The organism is Hadarchaeum sp. (SeqCode), assembly GCF_038871235.1.
GTDB lineage: Archaea > Hadarchaeota > Hadarchaeia > Hadarchaeales > Hadarchaeaceae > Hadarchaeum.
Genome location: NZ_JAVZIN010000002.1, coordinates 79,814 through 100,711 on the forward strand (window position 1 = coordinate 79,814; position 20,898 = coordinate 100,711).

A 20,898-nucleotide genomic window follows, 5' to 3' on the forward strand; every position below is an offset into this window, starting at 1 on the left:
CTCACCTCGTTTTAACCACTTCTCAGCCCAGCCGCCATAAGCAACGCCCGCGCCTTATTTTCTGTCTCATAATACTCCTTCCACGGTACAGAGTCAGCGACTATCCCTGCGCCGACCTGCACGTAAGCTTTTGACTTCTCACACACCAATGTCCGTATAGTTATCGCAAAATCTGCATCTCCTATGTAGCTGAAAGTTCCGATTGCTCCTGCGTAAATACCTCTTCTCACTGGCTCAAGTTCCTCTATTATCTCCATTGCTCTCAATTTCGGTGCTCCAGTCACCGTGCCCGCAGGAAAAGCCGCCCGGAAAGCATCTAGCGCATCGGCATCTTCCCGTAGTTCCCCCTCTATATTTGACACCAGATGCTGAACCTGACTATATTTCTCCACTTTCATGAAACTCGTTACTTTAATTGAACCAAACTTAGAGACCCGACCCAAATCGTTTCTGCCAAGATCAACCAACATGGTGTGCTCCGCTCGCTCTTTTTCATCAGCGCACAGGTCCTGTTCCATAGCATCATCGTCTTCTCTATCCGTCCCCCGTCGCCTAGTACCAGCGATGGGGCGGGTTATCACCTTGCGGCCACATACTCTTAACAAGATCTCTGGGCTGGAACCAACGATACAACGCTCGGGAAAATCTAAGAAAAACATATAGGGCGATGGGTTGATTTTTCTTAAATTGAGAAAGAAATGCTCTAAAGGCGGTGGAGAATTAAACTCAATTCTTCTTGAAAGAACTACCTGAATTATGTCTCCACTGCGGATATACTCCTTCGCGCGATTAACTTGTCTTTCATATTCTTCCCGAGTGAAATTTGATCTGATCGAAATGGGGCCAAGATTTTCAATTTTAGGGTCGTTTTCTTTTATTGTAACTAAATCCTCCAACTTTGACTTGGCTCGCGCAAATGCTAACTGCGGATCCGATGTATCTGACAACGCCAACAAGGAACAATAGTGGGTTTTATGTGCGAAATGATCGATTATCACCATTCGCTCCGGCAACATGAGTTCAAGTTGAGGTTGTTTCAAATCATCCGCCGCGTTCATTCCTACGTTAAACATAGTTCTAACATAATCATAGCTAATGTACCCAACTATCCCCAACATATACCGCGAAGCGCCCTTCGGAAATCTCATTTTTTTCAGCAACATTATCCGCTCAAAAATTTTCAGAGGATCTTCATTCTCACGTATTGGAAAGCGCCTCACCATATCAACAAAATCCTGCCGGCCCAAAATCTGACATTTGCCCGTCTTGACCTTTAGATAAAGCAATGGATCGCACCCTAACACGGAATAACGTGATATCTCGCCTTGTCCTCTTGCCGACTCCAACAAATAGGAAAGTGATGACCTGCGTCTCAGGCCAAAGTAAAGCTTTGCCGGGTCAGGGCATTTATCGGCTGTGTACACTAATGGAAGCAGACCAGGCCGATCAATTTCTTCCGCCAGTTTCAACCCATTTCGGTAGTTAATCTCCAATTTCTCAACCGCGTTTTTTTCTATTTTGTACTATTTAAGACTTTAGTGTACAATTTTGTTCAAAATACAAAAGAATGATTTTTCTTATATAAAAAGGTTGCCCCCAACAATCAGCTGAAAACTTGGGGGGTGAAAATATAGCAAAAAATTTTGGAAAAATGGAACCAACTAAGGAAATTTCAACACTGAGGATCGTGGCCAAGCGTGAAGACAGAGAACCCTATACAGTGAATATTCCGGTCAAGGGGGACGTTTTCTCCTTAGTATTACCGAGCGGCTATATAAACTGGCCTGAAGGTAAGCCCTATCCTGACTCAATTAAAATAGCTATCGACGACGACCGGAGCCTTTGGGTTAACTTCGGCGTTTCCAAGGAATATGGTTTTTACACATCGCTGAGAATTGGAAAAGCCAGCGAGTAAAAATACAGACACCATTTGATTTCAAGACCAACCGCTATTTCCTGCCGGCAAAATATCTGTTGATACCATTGACCATGGCCTCGACACTGGCTAACACAACATCCTCACGAACACCCTTTGCTCTGTAGAGATTACCCTGTTCATCTTCAAGCTCAACCGTCACCTCGGCAAGTGCATCGCTTCCGCCGGTTATCGCGTCAAGATGGTACTTCTTTAACCTGAGCTTTGAAATTTCACCCATCGCTGCCCTAATTGCCGCTATCGCTGCATCGACTGGGCCCACCCCGATCGCAGAACTTACCCTATCCTCACCACGAATGCTCAAACGTACCGAAGCTGTTGGGGTGATGGTGCTGCCTGTCGTGACCGTGACCTCCTTTAACTCAACTATTTTCTCTTCCTTTGGCAACGCACCGATTACGCTTTCGGCAATTACCCGCAGATCGGCATCAGTAACCTGCTTACCCTTATCTCCCAGTGCCTTGACCTGACGCGTGATCTCAATGAGCTGCCGTTTGTTGGCCTTTACTCCTATGCTACGCAGTTGCTTTTCAACGGAATGTCTGCCTGTGAGCTTGCCGAGTTCCAAACGGCGGTGGTGACCGACCAGTTCTGGAGAGAAAGGCTCATAGGTACCCGGGAACTCTATGACTCCGTGAGCGTGAATTCCAGAAACGTGCGCAAAGGCATTATCGCCAACGATGGCCTTATTGGGCGGCACAGAGATGCCCGTGATACGTTCAACTAAATCTGAGGTCTCTGTGAGCAACTCTGTTTTAATGCGCAATTTTATGCCGTATAGCGTCTTGAGTGCCATAACGATTTCCTCCAACGAAGCGTTGCCAGCCCGCTCGCCTAAACCATTCACTGTCACCTGAACCTGTTGGGCCCCTGCTTCCACAGCAGCAAGGGAATTAGCCACCGCCAATCCAAGATCATCATGGCAGTGTACACTTATTGGCACATTTATGTGCGGCTTGAGTTGTGATATAAGATAATACATGGCGCGAGGAGTTATCGCGCCGATAGTGTCCGGTACATTAATTCTGTCCGCGCCCGCCTCAATGACGGCTTTATAAGTCTCCCTCAGAAATTCTAGATCCGTCCGAGTAGCGTCCATCGCCGAAAATTCAACTTTGACTCCATGATCCTTAGCATATTCTACAAACTTCACCGCCTGTCTCACCACTTGTTCGCGCGACATCTTTAGCGCGTGTTTGAGGTGAAGATCCGATGTGCTGATGAAAATGTGGACGCAGTCAACGCCGCAGTTGATTGCGGCGTCAACGTCCTCCTTGAGCGGCCGCGCCAGCGCACATATCTCCGCCTTTAGCCCCGCCTTAGCTATTGCAGCAACTGCCTTACGTTCCCCATCTGAAGAAACCGGTGTTCCGGCCTCAATCGTGTCAACGCCGAGCCGATCCAGCTGACGGGCGATGAGCATTTTTTGATCGGGAGTAAAGGAAACACCCGGGGTCTGATCACCATCCCTAAGTGTGGTATCGAAAATCCTGACCTTCTTGGGCAACCTGATCTCGCGATTGACCAGTCTCGCGTAGTCACTTATGAAAACGTTTTTCTGCATTTGAACCACCATCAATTACTTTAGCCATTAATATAATGTTCACCTATATAGCAAAAGGGGACCCCGATATGGCGAGGCGCAGGATAAAGGTACTGGATACAACCCTGAGGGACGGAGAACAAACGCCAGGAGTAGCGCTGACTCCAGAACAAAAATTAGAAATAGCAAGAGCCCTCGATGATCTGGGCGTGGACATCTTGGAAGCTGGAGCTGCAATATCATCAGAAGGAGAAAGAAAAGCCATAAAGATGATTTCAAGGGCGGGATTAAATGCTGAAATATGCAGCTTCGTCAGGGCCGCCAAGGAAGATATCGACGCTGCGCTTGCCTGCGACGTCGACAGCGTCCACATGGTTGTCCCAACCTCTGACATTCATCTGAAATACAAGTTAAAGAAAACGAAAAAAGAAGTCAAGGAAATGGCCCTAAATGCAGCCCGGTACGCGCTTGACCATGGATTGATAGTTGAATTCTCTTCCGAGGACGCGAGCAGAACTGAACCATCGTTTTTGTTGGATATTCTCTCTGCGGCGGTTGAGGAGGGGGTCCAGAGGGTCTGCATATGCGACACGGTTGGAGTTTTAACTTATGAAAAATCACGAGAACTTTTTTCGAACCTAACTGCAAAACTGAAGGTGCCTGTTTCCGCCCATTGCCACAATGACTTTGGCATGGCCACGGCGAATACCGTGGCCGCTGTAATGGGTGGGGCCAGCGAAGTTCACGTAACCATCAATGGCTTGGGCGAAAGAGGTGGAAACGCGGCGTTGGAAGAAGTAGTTCTCGCCCTTTCACAATTCTACGATATCTCTACTGGAATCAAGCTGAAACTACTCTACAGTGTTTCCAATTTGGTCGAAAAAATCACCGGTATGCCGGTCTCGCCGACAAAACCGATTGTAGGTGAAAATGCGTTTACCCATGGGGCCGGAATCCACACCCATGGTGTACTTGCCGAACCATCAACATACGAACCGATACCGCCAGAGCTGGTGGGCCAACATCGCAGGCTGGTCTTCGGAAAGCTATCCGGATCTCACGCGATTGAAAGCGAGCTGAAGAAGATGGGTCTTAAGCCCACTAAAAAACAGATCGAAGAGATATTCAACCAAGTGAAACAGCTAGGTGATCGTGGCAAAATAGTCACCGACACCGAACTTCGGGCCATTGTAGACTCGGTCCTAGGACGAGGATTCAAGGAAACCCTCAAGCTCGAAGAACTTACTGTGGTGAGCGGAAACCGCGTCACTCCCACCTCCTCCGTCAGAATAAAGTTTGGCGATAAGGAGTTCGTCGAATCGGGGGTGGGTATTGGACCAGTGGACGCAGCCATGAACGCCATTAGGAAAGTGGTGGAGGGAACTGCCAATGTGAGGCTGGTGGAGTATCACGTCGATGCCATCTCCGGAGGCACCGACGCCATGGTAAGTGTAGTGGTAAAGCTAACGGACGGTAAGAGGATGGTCACCGCGAGAGGTACTAGTGGGGACATCATCATGGCTAGCGTTCAAGCTATGCTTAATGGCGTCAACCGCCTATTATGGGACAAGCAGCTGAGGGTGAAAGAATGACGACTCAACCGAACAACGAAGAACTTGAACGAGTGAGAATGCCGAGAACCGGCGAAGTCCTTGGTGTGGTGGAGCAGATGTATGGATTTGACCGCCTTCGGGTACGTTGCCGGGACGGCTTCACGAGGAACTGCAGAATCCCTGGGAGAATCCGCAAACGCCTGTGGGTCCGAGAAGGTGATGTCGTCATCGTCCGCCCGTGGGCCGTCCAAGGGAAAGAAAAAGGTGACATCATTCACCGCTATACTGCCGCTCAGCTTGACGCCTTGAGAAGAAAAGGTCTTTGGGAATAGGCTGGTAATTTGGAAGAGGATTTTGAGTCCATTCTATCCAAACTCGATCGAAAAAAGATTGAGCGACTGGAAAAAGACTCAGAAATATACAAGATAATGGCCCGTGTCTTTGACACGTCGACCTTGCTCACCCTTTACCGCCTCATCAATCGTGGAGTCTTCGATGTCTTTTATGGGAACATCTCCGCTGGAAAGGAGGCAAACATTTACTGCGCGCTGGATAAAAATGGAAACTACGTAGCCGCCAAGATCTACCGTATTGCAACATCGGATTTCAAAAACATGCACCGCTATTTGGTAGGAGACACCCGTTTCAAGCGCGTTCCTGAGGACCGCCGTGGGATAATCTACACTTGGACCTCCCGGGAGTTCAAAAACTTGCAGCAGGCCTACGCTGCTGGAGTTCCTGTCCCCCGACCAATTGACCATGAAAAAAACGTGCTAGCAATGGAATTTATCGGTGAAGATGGGGTCCCCTATCCGCTCTTGAAAGACGTGAAACCAAAAAACCCAAAAAAAACTTTCGAGATATTGGTTGATTCGGTGAAAAAACTTTATCAAGAGGCGGAAATCGTCCACTCTGATCTTAGCGAATACAATGTTATGTTAACGCCCGACCCTGTTCTGATAGATTTTTCCATGGGCACCGATATTAAAAACCCCATGGCCGAGCAGCTGCTGATGCGCGACATCCAAAACTTGGTCAGATATTTTAGAAAGCTCGGCATGAAAACTCCCGAGCCATCCGGCATCTTTGCTGAAATTGTTAAATGAATGTGTTTTCGATCAGGTTTTTAGCTCTATAGCTATAGAGACTTCCTCAGGCACCTGAACCCTCATGATCTGACGCAAGGCACGCTCATCAGCTTGCATGTCAATCAATCGTTTGTGGATCCGGAGTTCCCACCGGTCCCAAGTAATGGTCCCCTCACCGTCCGGTGCTTTTTTGGTTGGAATCACTATTCTACGTGTGGGTAATGGTACTGGACCTGAGATTTTAACGCCGACCCTCTCAGCTATACCCAATATCTGCTTGCACACTTCCTCCAGCTTCTTAGGATCCACGCTGGCCAGCCTTATGCGTGCCTTCTGCAAACTGACCCCTCTACCCTAAAAGACGCAGGAGCCTATAAAAGATTTGGTCTACTTGGCTTTCACCAGATCCACACATACGCCCGCTGCAATTGTCATACCCATGTCACGAATAGCAAAGCGGCTGAGCTGCGGTATTTCGGAAGCCTTCTCCAGCACCATCGGTTTTGTCGGTACCACCTTAATCGTGGCCATGTCTCCTTTCTTTATGAACTCTGGCTTTTCTTGAACGACCGCGCCTGTCTTGGGATCTATTTTTTGAGTAATCTCAGTAATGGTGCAGGCAACTTGAGCCGTGTGCGCGTGAAAGACTGGTGTGTAGCCAGCGGCTATCGCTGTTGGGTGTTGCAACACCGCAATTCTCGCGGTGAACTCCTTGACCACTGTTGGTGGTGATTTGGTGTGTCCGGCCACATCTCCCCGTTTAATCGCTGTCTTTTCAATACCACGAACGTTAAAACCTATGTTATCTCCTGGCTCTGCCTGGGGAATTGACTCATGGTGCATCTCAATCGATTTCACTTCACCGCTTACTCCTGCGGGCTCGAAAACGATGGTATCCCCGACCTTCATCACTCCGGTCTCCACTCTTCCCACAGGGACCGTGCCCACGCCAGTTATCGAATAAACATCCTGTACAGGGATCCTGAGCGGTTTCTCGATTGGCTTGGGGGGAACCACGAAGGTGTCAAGCGCTTCATAGAAAACCGGTCCGGTATACCACTTCATATTTTCGCTGCGTTTAACCACATTTTCCCCATGGAAGGATGCTGTGGGAACGAAGACGAACTTTTCAGGGTTTCTGTAGCCAACCGTTCTCAGCAGCTCTATTATCTCGGCCTTTAACTTGTTGTAAACTTCCTCCTTATAGTTCACCAAGTCCATTTTGTTTATAACCACTACGAGCTGCCCGACACCAAGAGTAAAAGCAAGTGCCGCATGCTCACGGGTCTGCGGCATAATCCCATCATCAGCGGCCACAACCAGCACTGCCGCGTCGGCTTGGCTCGCGCCCGTGATCATGTTTTTGACGAAGTCGCGGTGGCCCGGGGCGTCGATTATGGTAAAGTAGTATTTGTCCGTCTCAAACTTCTTGTGCGCGAGGTCGATAGTCAACCCTCTCTCACGTTCTTCCTTAAGGGCATCCAACACCCAAGCGAACTTGAACGTCTTACCCTTGTCACCCATCGCTTCAAATTTTTTTATGTCCTCTTCCCTAACCAAGCCTTTATCAAAAAACAATCTGCCAAGCGTCGTTGACTTGCCGTGGTCAACATGCCCTATTGTTATCAGATTCAAATGCGGTTTCGCCATATTATAACCTCCTTTAACTATTTCCTTTTAACCTATTTATTTAATAAGCTTTACTCACCTCGCGCCCTTGGCGATCCTCTCCATCTCCTCCTTTCTGGCCACGGCAAAACTCTTAGTATCATTGTTGGCTGCGAGTATCAACTCCTCAGCCAAACAGTCGACTATGTTCTTTTTCCCAGTAAAGGCTGCGGCGAAAGCCCCTGCAGCCAAATTTTTCAGGGCAATGTCCAGCCTCCTTTGTGGGGAAGAATCTACCGCAATATAATAGGTAATGCCTCCATAGCTGATACGTGTGGTCTCCTCTCGTGGAGCTGCATTCTGAATGGCATCAACCAAGACCTGCACGGGATTCTTATTGGTCCTCTGCGCAATTATCTTAAAGGCATCTCGAACAATGTTGTAGGCCTTATGTTTTTTGCCTGTCGCCCCAGCTCCCCGTATGGTCCTGCCACCAAGCTTCCGGGCCCCAGGACCAGATCTCATTATCTTGTTGATCAAACGTTCTACAACTGAAACGTTAGCTTTTCCAAACTGCTTGCTGGCGTGCCTCCCCCCAGTGTGAAGAACGAAAGGAGCTTCCAAACGTAGATATTGCTTTATTCCCGGATCCTTAACCTCAATATTTTCGATGTCCCATTCTCCGAAATATTTGAAGCCCAAAAGATCACCTAGTTGGTTTTTCCTTGCGTCCTTTAACTAGCTCTTTGAGAGAAATTCCATTTACCTTAACGACCTTATAACGAACCCCCGGAATATCACCGTAGGCTCCCCCCTTAGCCCCACCTATCCCTTCGACAATGACCTCATCATGCTCATCGATAAAACCAATAGCGCCGTCTCCGGGTGCAAAGGCGGTTATCTGTCTGCCATTTTTAATCAGCTGGACCCTAACACATTTCCTGATGGCTGAGTTGGGCTGTTTGGCCTCAATTCCAACTTTCTCCAAGACGATGCCCCTGGCTTGGGGAGCTCCCTCTAACGGGTCGGCTTTTTCATCTAACTTCAGCACGCGACGTTTATACTGAGCACTCTTCCACCTAAAATGCTGCCTAGTGTCACGCAGCTTCCTTGCCGCAAACTCCCCTCTGGGCGCTTTCATATTTCATCACTTATATCAGTAGTTAGTGTTGAGGTTTTATAAATCATATAAGTATTACGTCGCTGATGCCGTGATGTCTTTCAGCAAGTTTTTTCGCTATTTGAATTTTTTTGCCACCGCGTCCTACGGCTAACCCTTTATCCTGCAACTCCACACTGACCAAAGCTACTTTCTTTTCCCCTTTCTCTACTATCTTAACGCTCTGTACTCTCGCCGGCAATAACGCGTTTTTCAAGAACTCCACCGGATCTTCCGAGTACTCGATCACTTCAATGCCCCTCCCAATCAAACGTCTTGCCCTTTTAACTTTGTCTCCGCCTCGCCCAACTGCCATTCCAAAATCTCCTTTATTAACGACAAACGTCACGTTTCCGCCGAAATCGTTTATGATGCAATCGCGCACCCGTGCCCCGGTCAAGCCTTCAAAACTTGCTATGTAGCGCATCTCCTCCGCTGTGAATTTTATGGTCATCTTCGCCCCTCTGCACTCAGGATGTTTGAGTTACCCGGATCCACCACTACCAACATGTCCACTGAAAAAGGCTTACCGCAGGCGAGACCAAGCGAGGTGTTATCTCCCTCATAAACACGCAGCTCCACGCCGCCCAGACGCGAGTAATATTTTGCGTCTTCAAGAGCCTCGGGTGCGCAGTTAGAGGCGACTATTACTAGCTTGGCCTGTCCGTTCTTAAGGGCCTTTAGCGATCTCCTCGTCCCTATGATGACTTTACCAGTTGCGACAGCCTGGGATATCTTCTTACTTAGCTCCACCTTCATCCCTCCGCATCACTAGCTCAACCATTCCGGTACCAATCGGAATCGGTTGCCCGGCAATAACGTTCTCAATTATTCCATCAAGGCGATCGCTCTCACCGTGCACGCATGCGTCCAGCAGATGTTTCGTGGTAATCTCAAAAGAAGCCCGCGCAAGAACGCTGGCCTTCTCTCCGCTGACTCCGTGCCTTCCCACCTGACTCACTTCACCCGTGGCCGTCATTATGTCTGCCACCAGCATGATGTGCCTGATGTCAACATCAAGCCCCTGCTCTTCCAGCGTCTTCACCGCCTCGTTAATTATCGCATTTCTGGCCGCCTCTATTCCCAACACGCTTTCAATCTCATGAATGTTGTTGGTGGTTGTTCTGGTCGCGTCTACCTCGGGCATCATCAAAATCTCAGCTAGGTTGGAGCCCTCAGTGTAAACCACGTATTCATCACCTTCCATTTTGACCACGACCCTGCTAATGCCCTTCACACCCCTGAGCGGCATCGCCCTGACCCGAGAAACCAGCCTTCGCAGCTCTGTAAGTGAAGCGTTTTCGGGCTTTAGGCGTAGCTTGTAACCATCAATGGTTATATCCACATTTGGTATTTCCCTCAAAACATCGGCAATCTTTGAAGGCGTCATCTCCTTACGCTGCAGACGCGAACGATCCAAGGTTATTATGAAAACTGAATTTATGAGATCCACCTCAGTCTGAAGAGCTAGGTCCTCAACTGTGGTAAGTTCCACCTTCTGGGCGAACGCTCTGGCTTTCTCCTTGCTCCTAGAATATGGTTCCTTCAGGTAGATAGTCATCAAAGCAGCGGATGGTGTCTTCCTGGCATCTATAATTTCAATAAGACGAGGTAAACCGAGTGTGACGTTGAGCTCGGCAACTCCGGCATAGTGAAAAGTCCTTAGAGTCATTTGAGTACCGGGCTCACCTATCGATTGTGCCGCAACTGTGCCGACCGCTTCGCCTGGTTCCACGAGGGCCTTCTCATAAGCCTCCTTGACGCCGTCTATTATCTCCCTGAGCTGTTCCCTAGTTATGGCCCTCTCTTTACTTACGCGAATCAGGCTGGCCTGTAACTCGCGAAGAATCGATTCCGGCAACTTGTCCTCCAGCTTGGCGATTTCACTTTTGATAGTGTCAGTTGAAATTCCAACCATGTCATCACCCGAGGACCCTGTTTATAAGTTTCTCGACATTAACCGCTTTGCCACGGTCGCTGCGTGCTGGATCTACTCCGTCCTCCCCGTAAACGAACTGAATGATGGCGCCTCGATCGTCCCTAACCGTTCCATCGTACTCGACCCGGAGATCTTGGAGAGCATTAATCAACCTTCTCTGCATATAACCGCTCTGAGCCGTCCTCACCGCCGTATCGACAAGTCCCTCTCTACCTCCCATAGCGTGGAAGAAGAACTCCAATGGTTGAAGACCGTCCTTATAGCTGGAGCTGATGAAACCGCGAGCATCGGCACCTAGATCTCCTGGTTTAAAGTGAGGCAAAGTCCGGCCCCGATAACCACGGCTCAGTCTCTCACCACGCACCGACTGCTGACCAACACAGGCTGCCATCTGGGTGAGGTTCAGCATGCTGCCTCTGGCCCCGGTTCTCGCCATGATAACGGCATGATTATCTAAACCCAGAAATTCCTCCGCCGTCGCGCCTGCCTTGTCCCTGCTTTCGGCTAAAACCTCCATTATTCTCATTTCCAATGTCTCTCGAAGTGATCTTCCGGGTAGTGGTTCCATTTCGCCTGAGTTATAAATTTCAATTAGTTCGTTTACTTTCTTCTTGGCTTCCTCTATACCCTCGACGATCCTCTCCTTTGCCTCCGGAGGTATGTCCTCGTCGTCGATGCCTGTAGTAAAGCCGAACATCATCGCAGATGCTATCGACAACTTGGTGACCCTGTCCAGAAATTCACGCGCGGCATCTGTCCCATAGTCCTTAACTATCCTATCCAATATCTCGCATCTGTCAAGGGCCTTGAAACTGTTTGCATCTATCACGCCCGTTAGCAACTGTCCCTTCCTTATAGTAACATAAGCATCTATATCGCACTCTTCCTGTTTACACTTAGAGCAGTTCTCACATATCTTAGCCTTAAAAGTCAAATTAAGGTCCCTGGGTAGCAACATGCTGAAGATCTGCTTTCCAGTCCAGTACTCCACTCCTCTCTCCTTAACCGCCGGCTTCGGTAGTTCGGACAAAATCCCGGCGTAAGCTAGCAGTTGCTGGGCCTGCTCACGTGTCAGTAACCTGTTTTTGTGGGTTAACAGATACGCGCCGGTGATGTGGTCTTGGATGCCTCCGATAATGGGGCCACCGAACCTAGGTGAGAGTATCTGCTCCTGTACTCTCATAAGGATGCGAGCCTCAGCCTGCGCCTCCTCTGACTGGGGCGCATGCAAGTTCATTTCATCCCCATCAAAATCAGCATTATAGGGTGGGCAGACGCTCAGGTTAAGCCGGAAAGTTCTACCAGGAAGTACCCTGACCTCGTGGGCCATGATTGACATCCGGTGCAAGGAGGGCTGTCGATTGAATAGAACTATATCACCATCTCGAAGGTGTCTCTCCACGATATAACCCGGCGCCAAGTTATTCGCTATCTCCTCACGATCCGCATATCGAAGGTCAAACCTTTTGCCTTCGGGATTTATCACGCAGTTGGCACCAGGAAAAATATCCGTTCCTCTCCGGACAATATTACGCAGCTCCTCTAGGTTGTATTCTGTAACCCGGACTGGTATCGTCAGAATCTTCGCCACGTATTCAGGGACACCGATTTCATTGATGCTGATGTTTGGATCCGGGGATATCACAGTTCTCGCGGAAAAATCAACACGCTTACCGGAAAGGTTTCCTCTGAATCGTCCCTCTTTTCCCCTCAGACGCTGAGATAGAGTGCGAAGCACCCTTCCGGACCTGTGTCTCGCTGGTGGTATGCCTGAGACCGCATTGTCAAAGTAAGTCGTCACGTGATATTGGAGCAGTTCCCAGAGATCCTCCACAATTAAGTGCGGTGCACCGGCCTCGATGTTCTCGGCAAGACGCTGATTGATTCTGATGATGTCCACCAGCTTGTGTGTTAAGTCGTCTTCAGAGCGAACGCCAGATTCTAATGTTATGCTGGGCCTAACTGTCACGGGCGGTACTGGCAGAACAGTTAGTACCATCCACTCCGGTCTCGCAAACTTGGGGTCTATCCCCAGAAGAAGCGCGTCGTCGTCTGTTATTTTTTCCAGCCTTTCACGAACATCGCTTGGTGTTAGGCGATTCTTGCCCTCAATGAAAGTTGTCGGTTTTTCGAACTTGATCGCTGCCTGTTTTTCTCCGCAGTGGGGACATTTTTCGACCGCGGTGGCGCTTCTAACTACCTGGGCCGAAATTTCCCACCATTTCCCCCCGCTTTTCCTAGATTCCTCAATTAATTTACGGAAGTTCTCTATTTTCTGATCGGACAGCAATATCCTGCCGCAATCCCTGTTTCTGCAAATCGAACGCAGGCAATCATAGATTATCTCAACATAGCCCACATGAATAACCGGCCTAGCCAACTCCACGTGCCCAAAGTGTCCGGGGCATTCACCAGCGCGGCCTGAGCAAGTCCTGCACCTGAGCCCGGGGTCGACAACGCCGAGCCTTGAATCCATCAAACCCCGATCTATCGGGAATCCATCGTCGTCATAGGTGTCCGCAGCCACTATTTTAGTAACCGATATTTTACGGATCTCATCCGGTGACATTAAGCCGAAATCAATTCTGTCAATTTGTTTAGGTATCCTTATCATCTTGATCACCTAGGCTCTGTCCCTCAGCCTTATTCTCGGCGACATACAGAGGGATTTCAGTTCGTCCATCATGAGCTTGAATGCATACGATATCTGAACTCCGTAAATCTCCGAATCCTCGTCACAGAGGGGGCAATAGGCCCTGTCGCTGCGACGATCGTATACGGCGAATGATCCACATTTTCCGCAGATTAATCCCGTATACCTGTCAGATGCATCGAGAAGACGTTCATTAAGTAACATCGCTGCTCCGTGGCCGATCAAACAATCCCGCTCCATCTCACCAAAGCGCAACCCACCTTCCCTCGCCCTGCCCTCAGTGGGTTGATGGGTTAACACCTGAACTGGACCTCGCGAACGCGCGTGAATCTTATCTGCGACCATGTGGTGGAGCTTCTGATAGTAACAGACCCCAACAAAAATATCGACCGGTATCATCTCACCAGTGATTCCATTGTACAGGACTTCCTTGCCTGTGTGTTTGAAGCCAAAGGACTTCATCGCTTCCCGGATTTCTTTTTCAGACATCCCGGAAAAGGCCGTTCCATCTATTCTTCGCCCCATACATGCTCCGACCTTGCCAGCAATCATTTCAAGAAGCTGCCCCACCGACATACGAGAAGGAATAGCATGTGGATTAATTATGATATCGGGAGTTATTCCATCCTCGGTGAAGGGCATATCGGCTCCAGCCATGGTAATCCCGATGACTCCCTTCTGACCGTGCCTTGACGCTAGCTTGTCACCAATTTCTGGTATCCTGAGATCCCTGACTCGGACTCTGACAAACTTATTGCCCTCTGAGGTCATGCTCACCAGCACCAGATCAACAATTCCCTCTTCGCTGGGTCTTACTCTGATGGAGCTTTCTCGACGGCCGTGTTCAACCGCCAGCCCGAACTCATCTATTTCCTCCAAAAATCTAGGCGGACTGGTGCGCCCGATCAAAACATCCTCGCCTCTGACTACTGACTCAACCTCAGTTATACCGTCTTCACCCAAATTTCGGTAGAGGCTCGCGTCCGCATAGCCCCTAATCTCCTCGCTTGGTATCTCAAATTTGTCCTCCTGACCACCCGGATATCGCGCCTCCTCAGCCTCATATATCCGATAAAAGGTTGTCCGCCCCATCCCGCGATCAATGGAAGCGCTATTAACTATTAGCGCGTCCTCCATGTTGTAGCCGCCGTAAGTGGCTATGGCAACAACAAGATTCTGCCCTGCCGGCCTCCGGTCAAAACCGACGGCATCCATGACTCTGGTCTTAACCAAGGGGACCTGCGGGTAGTGCAAGAAATGACCGCGTGTGTCCACCCGTTTATGTATGGAGGTCGTTGTCAGTCCCAGCGCCTGTTTGGCCATGTTAGCACCATAGGTATTCCGCGGCGATTGGTTGTGTTCTGCGTAGGGAACCAGCGCCGCACTTATGCCAAGTATCGCCAACGGATGCAATTCAAGATGGGTGTGCTCAGGCGTCAACTGATTCTCATAGACCGCGATGTAAACGTTTTCTTCTTCCTCGGCATCAAGGTACTCTACAATGCCTGCTTGGACCAGATCCCGCCAAGTCATTTTACCTTCTTTAACCATCTCTATGACTTCCGGTGTTAGCTTGGATTTCCCTCCTTCCACTACAACAACGGGCCGACGCACCCTCCCCGCGTCGGTATTAATCCTGACCTCATTAGTATCCTCCCTGAAAGCCACATTAACCTGTTCATCCAAGTTCCCTTGCCGGCGATGTCGCTTCAGCTCATCAACGAGAGTTTTACCGTTTTCAGTTGTGCCGACCAATCTGCCGTTTATATAAACAGCCGCCTTTCCCTTCCTCTCGCTACCTTTAGTTATTCTATTTACACCCAACTTGAAGACCAGACGCTCCACCTTACTTTCATCGGTGCCCGTTGAAATCTCTGCCATTAGCGCGAGGTTTTTAACCAATCCGCAGTTTGGCCCTTCTGGCGTTTCACAGGGGCAGATCCTCCCCCAATGGGTTGGATGCAGATCACGGGCCTCAAAGTGAGGCTGGCTCCTGCTCAGAGGAGAAACCACGCGCCTGAGGTGGGATATCGCCGCAATGTAGTTAGTTCTATCCAGAAGCTGACTGACCCCGGTTCTCCCCCCCGGCCAGTTGCCAGTGGCCAAAGCATGTCTTATTCTCTCAGTCAGAACATCCGCACGGGCGGCAGTTCTGAGGTTCATCTCACGGCCCCTGGCGTAGGCCCGCTCCAATTGATACTTTATATCCCTGGTCAGGTTGAGAAACGCCAGTCTGAAGACATTTTCTAACAGGTCGCCGGCAAGCTTCAACCTTTTATTTCCATAGTGGTCCTTATCATCCACGTCCCTTCGACCCAGCGCCAGTTCGATAACCTGCTCGGCCATGCTGCCCAAGTAGTAGCCCTTAGCTATTCGATCCTCGGGCCTCGAGCCTATGTGCGGCAACAGGTACTTGTCAAGAACTTCCTGAGCCCGTTGCAATCGATACTCCCGGGTTTGTCCAATAGCAACCCTTTTGCCAATGATGTCCAGAGCATCCTCTTTAGTCTTTACATCAATCGCTTCCTGTAGGTTTTCAAAAAGTTCCCTGATAATCTCGGGATCCTCGGAAACAGCGCTGACAATTTCCTTGTCGCTCTCAATCCCGAGGGCGCGCATGATTACTACTAGCGGGACTTGACCAGGTACTGCGGGAAATGCCACGCGCAGGAGGCCGTCACGCTTTCTCTCGACCACCACCAAAGACCGGAAGCCACGGTGTGTGGAAAAAACCTTGGCGACTTCTGTGCCCATATGCTCGTCACGTTCAACTAAAATTGCATTTGAAGCTAGATCTTCCTGAGTGACGATAACGCGCTCTGAGCCATTAATGATGAAATAACCACCGGGATCCAAGGGATCCTCGCCGACGCTTATGAGCTGCTGCTCATCCAGTCCGTAAAGCCTGCAAATTTTTGACTTCAGCATCACAGGCAGCTCACCGATATAGACCTCCTCCGGAGCTTGCTCCCTTCCATTTTTAACCAGCTTCATCTCAAGTTTGATGGGGGCAGTATAGCTCAGATTTCTCAGTCTTGCCTCGCTAGGGAACATGGGGGGGCGGGAACCGTCAGTTTCCTTTGTGGACGGCGGATCGAGATGTATTTTACCAAACTTTACCTTCACTCCCTCGATGTCAAGATCTATGCCGCCTATCTCATCAATAACCTGTTGCAATCCACGATCAATAAAATCGTTATAGGAATCTAGATGTTGTCTGACCAATCCTTTTTCTTTGAAAAATGCTTCAACAAGCGGCCAAGTGTCCTGCAACCAATCACCTATCCCTCGACCACATACCTATACGCAACCGCCTTTCCAGCAGTTGGGCTATTTCTAATAATCTTGATCACATCCCCTGGCTTACCACCTATCTCCCTTACCGCCGGGTCTGAACTTTTTATTAGAGGTAGTTGATGAAGGGTTATCTTGTAACGATCGAGTAACTCTTCTACTTTATCCTTGGGCAGAATTTCATGCTTTGGCACCAGCACGTGCCTTCCAACTTGGAACTCTTCCGGCATTTTTTCACCAACCGCATTCACAGGCGGGCCCGGAGGGATTCGAACCCTCGACTGCCGGCTTAAAAGGCCGGTACGCTAACCAGACTGCGCTACGGGCCCCAGAAAGCGGTTAGAATCCTATTTATCCATTTCGCCATTAAAGTTCATCTCATTTCCTTTTTAAGGTTTTCGAGTCTCGGTTCGGATCCCAACCTTTCACTCCCAACTGCTTTTTTGACACTCCTTCTGAGAAGCCTGATGTTTCTAGCTATTTCACCTTTACCGTAAACCGAATACCCCGCTACCAAGATGTTCGCCCCAGCCTCAACAACCAGAGGAACGTTCTCCTCATTCAGACCACCATCAACCTCTATTTCAGTACCCAAGCCGTGGCTCTCCACCATCTCCTTGGCTTTTCTTATCTTGGGCAGTATGGAAGGAAGAAACCTCTGGCCCCCGAACCCTGGATTGACCGACATGATCAATATAAAATCGAGTTCATCCAAGACAAACTCAACCATGTTTAAAGGTGTGGCAGGATTAAGTGCCACCCCGGCCTTAGCACCCAAGTCCTTAACATGATGAATGGTGCGCTGTAGATGAACGCATGTCTCAGCGTGCACCGATAGCATGTTCGCCCCGGCCTCAACGAAGGCCTCCAAAAAATTATCTGGTTTTTCAATCATGAGATGAACATCGAAGGGTAACTTGGTCATTTCTCTCAGCTTTTTGACCACCGGCGGCCCGAAAGTAATGTTCGGCACGAAATGTCCGTCCATTATATCCCAGTGGATGAGATCTGCTCCTGCCTTCTCCGTCTTTTTTATCTCCGAACCCAGCTGGCTGAAGTCAGCTGAGAGCAAGGAGGGGGCAATTTTTATCTTCATCTGCCTTTCCTCTCCAAGACTTTTTCTGCAGCTTTAACTATATCAGAACTTGTCAGCCCATATTTGGCAAAAAGTTCTCTCCATGATCCCGACTCAGCATAGGTGTCATTTATGCCCACCCTGACCATAGGCACGGGATTCTCCTCAACAAGAACCTCAGCTACAGCACCGCCTAACCCGCCGAGGACATTGTGCTCCTCCGCTGTTACGATGGCAGCGGTACTCGATGCTGCACGCAAGATCGCCTCTTTATCAAGTGGTTTAATAGTGTGAAAGTTTATGACCTCGGCTTGGATGCCCCTTTTCGCCAATTCCTGCGCCGCCAGCAAAGACTCAGCAACCATAACTCCAGTGGCGATGATAGTGACGTCTTTTCCCTCCCTCAGCGTGATGCTCTTGCCTATTTCAAACTTCAGCTCCTCGCCTTGGAATCTGTAACCCTCCGCATAAATCAAGGGGGTTTTGGGACGGCTCAATCTCATGTAAACAGGGCCAAATTTCTCAGCTATGGCTCTGGTAGCAGCTCTTGTCTCGGCCGCGTCCGCGGGAATAATAACCGTTACATTAGGCAAAGCCCGCATAACGGCTATGTCTTCTATACAGAAGTGAGATGATCCATCCTCGCCCACACTTATGCCGCCATGCGTAGTTACTAGCTTAACGTTCAAGTTTGGATATGCCACCGATTGCTTGAACTGATTCAGTCCTTTCTCCACACCGAAGACAGAAAAAGTGCTAGCAAAGGCAATCTTGCCCGCTGAGGCCAATCCTGCCGCCATGGAAATTAAGTTCGCCTCAGCCACGCCCACATCAAAAAATCTCTCCGGAAATTCTTGGGCAAATAGGATCGTCCTTGTGGAAGGTGAGAGATCTGCGTCCAAAACCACTATATTTTTGTTCACTCGGCCTAGCTCAACAAGAGTTTCACCGTACGCATCTCGAGTTCCTGCCAACTTTTCAAACATACAATTCCTCCAGCGCCTTGGTCAGCTCCGCCTCGCTCAGCGGAGTGCCATGATACTTACAATCACCAGCAAGGAATGATTTTTCCAACATTGGGACCCCCTTGCCCTTTACCGTGTAGGCTATGATAACGGTTGGCTTTCCTCTTACCAGCTCCGCCTCATCCAAGGCATCCAAAATCTGCTTTATGTCGTGGCCATTAATCTTGATGACGTGCCAACCAAAAGCAACCCACTTCTCAGCAATCGGTTCAAGGCTCATTATTCTCTCGGTACATCCGCTGAGTTGCTGACGATTATAATCAACTATTGCGGTCAGATTATCTATTTTGTAGTGTGAGGCCGACATCGCTGCCTCCCAGACCTGTCCTTCATCCAGTTCCCCATCGCCCAACAAAACGAAGACCCGGCTCGATTTTTTATCCAACCTGAAAGCCAAGGCCATTCCGATACCTATCGACAGACCCTGCCCCAGTGTCCCGGTAGAAGCGTCCACGCCAGGGGTCTTTCTCATGTCCGGATGCCCTTGCAGGATGCTGCCAATCTTTCTCAGCTTCCAAAGCTCCTCAACAGGAAAAAAACCTGCCATGGCTAAGGCTGCATAAAGGGCTGGAGCCGCATGTCCCTTGGATAGAATGAATCTGTCTCGTTCCTCCCAATCTGGCCTTTGGGGATCATACCGCAACTGATGAAAATAGATGGCGGAAAGGATGTCAGCGCAAGAGAGAGAGCCTCCGGGGTGCCCCGAACCAGACTTTGTGGTCATTATCAGAGAATGTCTCCTGATTATCAGCGCTATTTCGGAAAGCCTCTTTATCAGTTCTGAGTCATGTGGAGCCATCTTTTTGTTAAACGGTGCCATTTTATAGCCACGCCCATCTCTGATTGTTCAAGACTAATTTCGCCTTTAATTTAACATTTTTGGTGTAAAACAACAATTTTGACGATATGATCTAACTACTGTCGCCTGTTGCTTTTCCTTAAAATATCATCTGGACAAAGCGAATAATTTGGCGTTCTCAAAAATTTAGGCTCATCCAAAAACAACACAAAAGTCATTTTAATTCGTTAATTGATTAGTAGATGGATTCGGTATGAAGATATTTATTGATACTGCGAAACTATGCGAAATTAAAGAAGCCATCTCGTGGGGAATAATCGATGGTGTCACGACTAATCCCAGCTTGATCTGGGAAGCTGTGGAGGAAGAAAAGGAAAAAGGAAGGGATATCGATCTTACCAGCTACATTGAAGAAATCTGCCGCACTGCTGGAGAAGAAAGGCCCGTTAGTCTTGAGGTGATAAGCCAAGAGGCCGACAGGATGGTGAAAGAAGCCAAGTTCCTATATCAGAAATTTAATCCCATTGCTAACAATGTCGTTGTGAAAATTCCAATCACCACCTACACTGAAGAAAAGGGCGCCGACTACGAGGGGCTAATCGCCATCAACAAGTTGGAAAAAGAAGGCATCCCCACCAATGTCACTTTAGTCATGACGCCTGAACAAGCACTTTTGGCGGCGAAGGCGGGAGCCACCTATGTTAGTCCCTTCGCTGGAAGAATCGATGACCATATCAGAAAAAATCTAGGTATCAAATTTAACAAGAATGACTACTTTGACTCTGAGCTGATACAAGAGATCTTTAGGTGTAGATTGGGTGAACAATTGAAAATGACCACCGAAGAAAAAATTTCCGACCTTTACCATGACAGCAGGATAAAACATCTGCGGGGCAATGGAAATGATCACGGAATAACGAGTGGTGTTGAATGCGTTAGAAAAATTGTGCACATGTTTAAAAAATATAACATGCCTACAAAGATTATCGCCGCCAGCGTCAGAAACGCAAGACAGGTGCGAGAACTGGCCGAAACTGGGTGTGACATTTGCACGGCACCGATTTCGGTCATCAGGGAGATGCTAAGACATCCAAAAACTGAAGAAGGCGTTAAGCGGTTTTATTCCGACGCCGTTAACGCGGGATATGCCGAGCTGTTCAAATCGCTATGAAAACTTCTGGTATTTTTGGTACTGGCTAGCAACTCGTTAACCGTATTGAACCCAG

At 49.0% G+C, this 20,898-nt stretch carries 20 protein-coding genes and 1 tRNA gene; 5 read left to right on the top strand and 16 right to left on the bottom strand.

Going from position 1 to position 20,898, the window contains the following annotated elements; genetic code table 11:
• Positions 1 to 11: 11 nt before the first annotated feature.
• Entirely contained in the window at positions 12 to 1,493 is a 1,482-nt protein-coding gene (locus QXT02_RS01300) for an anthranilate synthase component I family protein (protein ID WP_342811514.1), read from the bottom strand.
• A gap of 158 nt (positions 1,494 to 1,651) precedes the next feature.
• Between QXT02_RS01300 and QXT02_RS01305 the strand changes: the two genes are divergently transcribed.
• Positions 1,652 to 1,915: a hypothetical protein gene (locus QXT02_RS01305; RefSeq protein WP_342811515.1), complete on the top strand. Its 264-nt coding sequence runs from the start codon at positions 1,652 to 1,654 to the stop codon at positions 1,913 to 1,915.
• Between the two features lie 34 nt (positions 1,916 to 1,949).
• On the opposite strand, the gene QXT02_RS01310 is transcribed toward QXT02_RS01305, so the two are convergent.
• Positions 1,950 to 3,512, bottom strand: coding sequence for a 2-isopropylmalate synthase (locus QXT02_RS01310; RefSeq protein ID WP_404980403.1), 1,563 nt, complete (start codon positions 3,510 to 3,512; stop codon positions 1,950 to 1,952).
• Positions 3,513 to 3,568: 56 nt separating this feature from the next.
• Here QXT02_RS01310 and QXT02_RS01315 point away from each other — a divergent pair, with 56 nt between their 5' ends.
• The 3 genes from QXT02_RS01315 to QXT02_RS01325 are packed head-to-tail and all read left to right on the top strand — an operon-like array spanning position 3,569 to position 6,138.
• Complete coding sequence (locus tag QXT02_RS01315; RefSeq protein ID WP_342811517.1) at positions 3,569 to 5,071, top strand: 2-isopropylmalate synthase; 1,503 nt, start codon at positions 3,569 to 3,571, stop codon at positions 5,069 to 5,071.
• Entirely contained in the window at positions 5,068 to 5,364 is a 297-nt protein-coding gene (eif1A, locus tag QXT02_RS01320) for a translation initiation factor eIF-1A (RefSeq protein WP_342811518.1), read from the top strand. Before QXT02_RS01315 ends, eif1A begins: the two co-directional genes overlap by 4 nt.
• 9 nt (positions 5,365 to 5,373) lie before the next feature.
• Positions 5,374 to 6,138: a serine protein kinase RIO gene (locus tag QXT02_RS01325; protein ID WP_342811519.1), complete on the top strand. Its 765-nt coding sequence runs from the start codon at positions 5,374 to 5,376 to the stop codon at positions 6,136 to 6,138.
• Between the two features lie 12 nt (positions 6,139 to 6,150).
• Here the strand turns inward: QXT02_RS01325 and rpsJ are convergent, their stop codons facing one another.
• The 14 genes from rpsJ to QXT02_RS01395 all read right to left on the bottom strand — a co-directional run bounded on the left by rpsJ (position 6,151) and on the right by QXT02_RS01395 (position 19,693).
• Positions 6,151 to 6,459, bottom strand: a complete 309-nt coding sequence (gene rpsJ / locus QXT02_RS01330) for a 30S ribosomal protein S10 (protein WP_342811520.1) — start codon at positions 6,457 to 6,459, stop codon at positions 6,151 to 6,153.
• 48 nt (positions 6,460 to 6,507) lie between these two features.
• Entirely contained in the window at positions 6,508 to 7,770 is a 1,263-nt protein-coding gene (tuf, locus tag QXT02_RS01335) for a translation elongation factor EF-1 subunit alpha (protein ID WP_342811521.1), read from the bottom strand.
• 54 nt (positions 7,771 to 7,824) lie between these two features.
• Entirely contained in the window at positions 7,825 to 8,430 is a 606-nt protein-coding gene (locus QXT02_RS01340; RefSeq protein ID WP_342811522.1) for a 30S ribosomal protein S7, read from the bottom strand.
• Positions 8,431 to 8,434: 4 nt separating this feature from the next.
• The gene (locus tag QXT02_RS01345) at positions 8,435 to 8,869 is read right to left on the bottom strand and encodes a 30S ribosomal protein S12 (protein ID WP_342811523.1); all 435 of its coding nucleotides are present in this window, start codon (positions 8,867 to 8,869) and stop codon (positions 8,435 to 8,437) included.
• Between the two features lie 43 nt (positions 8,870 to 8,912).
• Complete coding sequence (locus tag QXT02_RS01350; protein ID WP_342811524.1) at positions 8,913 to 9,341, bottom strand: NusA-like transcription termination signal-binding factor; 429 nt, start codon at positions 9,339 to 9,341, stop codon at positions 8,913 to 8,915.
• A complete protein-coding gene (locus QXT02_RS01355) occupies positions 9,338 to 9,646 on the bottom strand; it encodes a 50S ribosomal protein L30e (RefSeq protein ID WP_342811525.1) in 309 nt (102 codons plus the stop codon). Before QXT02_RS01355 ends, QXT02_RS01350 begins: the two co-directional genes overlap by 4 nt.
• Entirely contained in the window at positions 9,627 to 10,805 is a 1,179-nt protein-coding gene (gene rpoA2 / locus QXT02_RS01360) for a DNA-directed RNA polymerase subunit A'' (protein WP_342811526.1), read from the bottom strand. Before rpoA2 ends, QXT02_RS01355 begins: the two co-directional genes overlap by 20 nt.
• 4 nt (positions 10,806 to 10,809) lie before the next feature.
• Positions 10,810 to 13,440: a DNA-directed RNA polymerase subunit A' gene (locus QXT02_RS01365; RefSeq protein ID WP_342811527.1), complete on the bottom strand. Its 2,631-nt coding sequence runs from the start codon at positions 13,438 to 13,440 to the stop codon at positions 10,810 to 10,812.
• A 9-nt stretch (positions 13,441 to 13,449) separates the two neighbouring features.
• Positions 13,450 to 16,752: a DNA-directed RNA polymerase subunit B gene (locus QXT02_RS01370; RefSeq protein WP_342811528.1), complete on the bottom strand. Its 3,303-nt coding sequence runs from the start codon at positions 16,750 to 16,752 to the stop codon at positions 13,450 to 13,452.
• An 8-nt stretch (positions 16,753 to 16,760) separates the two neighbouring features.
• Positions 16,761 to 17,003, bottom strand: a complete 243-nt coding sequence (locus QXT02_RS01375; protein WP_342811529.1) for a DNA-directed RNA polymerase subunit H — start codon at positions 17,001 to 17,003, stop codon at positions 16,761 to 16,763.
• A gap of 24 nt (positions 17,004 to 17,027) precedes the next feature.
• A tRNA-Lys gene (locus tag QXT02_RS01380) sits at positions 17,028 to 17,102 on the bottom strand.
• A 44-nt stretch (positions 17,103 to 17,146) separates the two neighbouring features.
• Positions 17,147 to 17,869, bottom strand: coding sequence for a ribulose-phosphate 3-epimerase (gene rpe, locus QXT02_RS01385; RefSeq protein ID WP_342811530.1), 723 nt, complete (start codon positions 17,867 to 17,869; stop codon positions 17,147 to 17,149).
• On the bottom strand, positions 17,866 to 18,834 hold the full coding sequence (locus QXT02_RS01390; RefSeq protein ID WP_342811531.1) for a transketolase family protein: 969 nt from the start codon (positions 18,832 to 18,834) through the stop codon (positions 17,866 to 17,868). Before QXT02_RS01390 ends, rpe begins: the two co-directional genes overlap by 4 nt.
• Entirely contained in the window at positions 18,827 to 19,693 is an 867-nt protein-coding gene (locus QXT02_RS01395; protein WP_342811532.1) for a transketolase, read from the bottom strand. The genes QXT02_RS01390 and QXT02_RS01395 overlap by 8 nt, the downstream gene beginning before the upstream one ends.
• Positions 19,694 to 19,925: 232 nt before the next feature.
• On the opposite strand from QXT02_RS01395, the gene QXT02_RS01400 reads away from it, so the two are divergent.
• Positions 19,926 to 20,843: a transaldolase family protein gene (locus QXT02_RS01400; protein WP_342811533.1), complete on the top strand. Its 918-nt coding sequence runs from the start codon at positions 19,926 to 19,928 to the stop codon at positions 20,841 to 20,843.
• Positions 20,844 to 20,898 lie beyond the last annotated feature (55 nt).

Excerpts from the sequence above, each read along its gene's own strand:
- QXT02_RS01305 (WP_342811515.1), top strand. The coding sequence starts at position 1,652 with ATGGAACCAACTAAGGAAATTTCAACACTGAGGATCGTGGCCAAGCGT.
- QXT02_RS01310 (WP_404980403.1), bottom strand. The coding sequence starts at position 3,512 with ATGGTGGTTCAAATGCAGAAAAACGTTTTCATAAGTGACTACGCGAGA.
- QXT02_RS01315 (WP_342811517.1), top strand. The coding sequence starts at position 3,569 with ATGGCGAGGCGCAGGATAAAGGTACTGGATACAACCCTGAGGGACGGA.
- eif1A (WP_342811518.1), top strand. The coding sequence starts at position 5,068 with ATGACGACTCAACCGAACAACGAAGAACTTGAACGAGTGAGAATGCCG.
- tuf (WP_342811521.1), bottom strand. The coding sequence starts at position 7,770 with ATGGCGAAACCGCATTTGAATCTGATAACAATAGGGCATGTTGACCAC.
- QXT02_RS01345 (WP_342811523.1), bottom strand. The coding sequence starts at position 8,869 with ATGAAAGCGCCCAGAGGGGAGTTTGCGGCAAGGAAGCTGCGTGACACT.
- QXT02_RS01350 (WP_342811524.1), bottom strand. The coding sequence starts at position 9,341 with ATGACCATAAAATTCACAGCGGAGGAGATGCGCTACATAGCAAGTTTT.
- QXT02_RS01355 (WP_342811525.1), bottom strand. The coding sequence starts at position 9,646 with ATGAAGGTGGAGCTAAGTAAGAAGATATCCCAGGCTGTCGCAACTGGT.
- rpoA2 (WP_342811526.1), bottom strand. The coding sequence starts at position 10,805 with ATGGTTGGAATTTCAACTGACACTATCAAAAGTGAAATCGCCAAGCTG.
- QXT02_RS01365 (WP_342811527.1), bottom strand. The coding sequence starts at position 13,440 with ATGATAAGGATACCTAAACAAATTGACAGAATTGATTTCGGCTTAATG.
- QXT02_RS01375 (WP_342811529.1), bottom strand. The coding sequence starts at position 17,003 with ATGCCGGAAGAGTTCCAAGTTGGAAGGCACGTGCTGGTGCCAAAGCAT.
- rpe (WP_342811530.1), bottom strand. The coding sequence starts at position 17,869 with ATGAAGATAAAAATTGCCCCCTCCTTGCTCTCAGCTGACTTCAGCCAG.
- QXT02_RS01390 (WP_342811531.1), bottom strand. The coding sequence starts at position 18,834 with ATGTTTGAAAAGTTGGCAGGAACTCGAGATGCGTACGGTGAAACTCTT.
- QXT02_RS01395 (WP_342811532.1), bottom strand. The coding sequence starts at position 19,693 with ATGGCACCGTTTAACAAAAAGATGGCTCCACATGACTCAGAACTGATA.
- QXT02_RS01400 (WP_342811533.1), top strand. The coding sequence starts at position 19,926 with ATGAAGATATTTATTGATACTGCGAAACTATGCGAAATTAAAGAAGCC.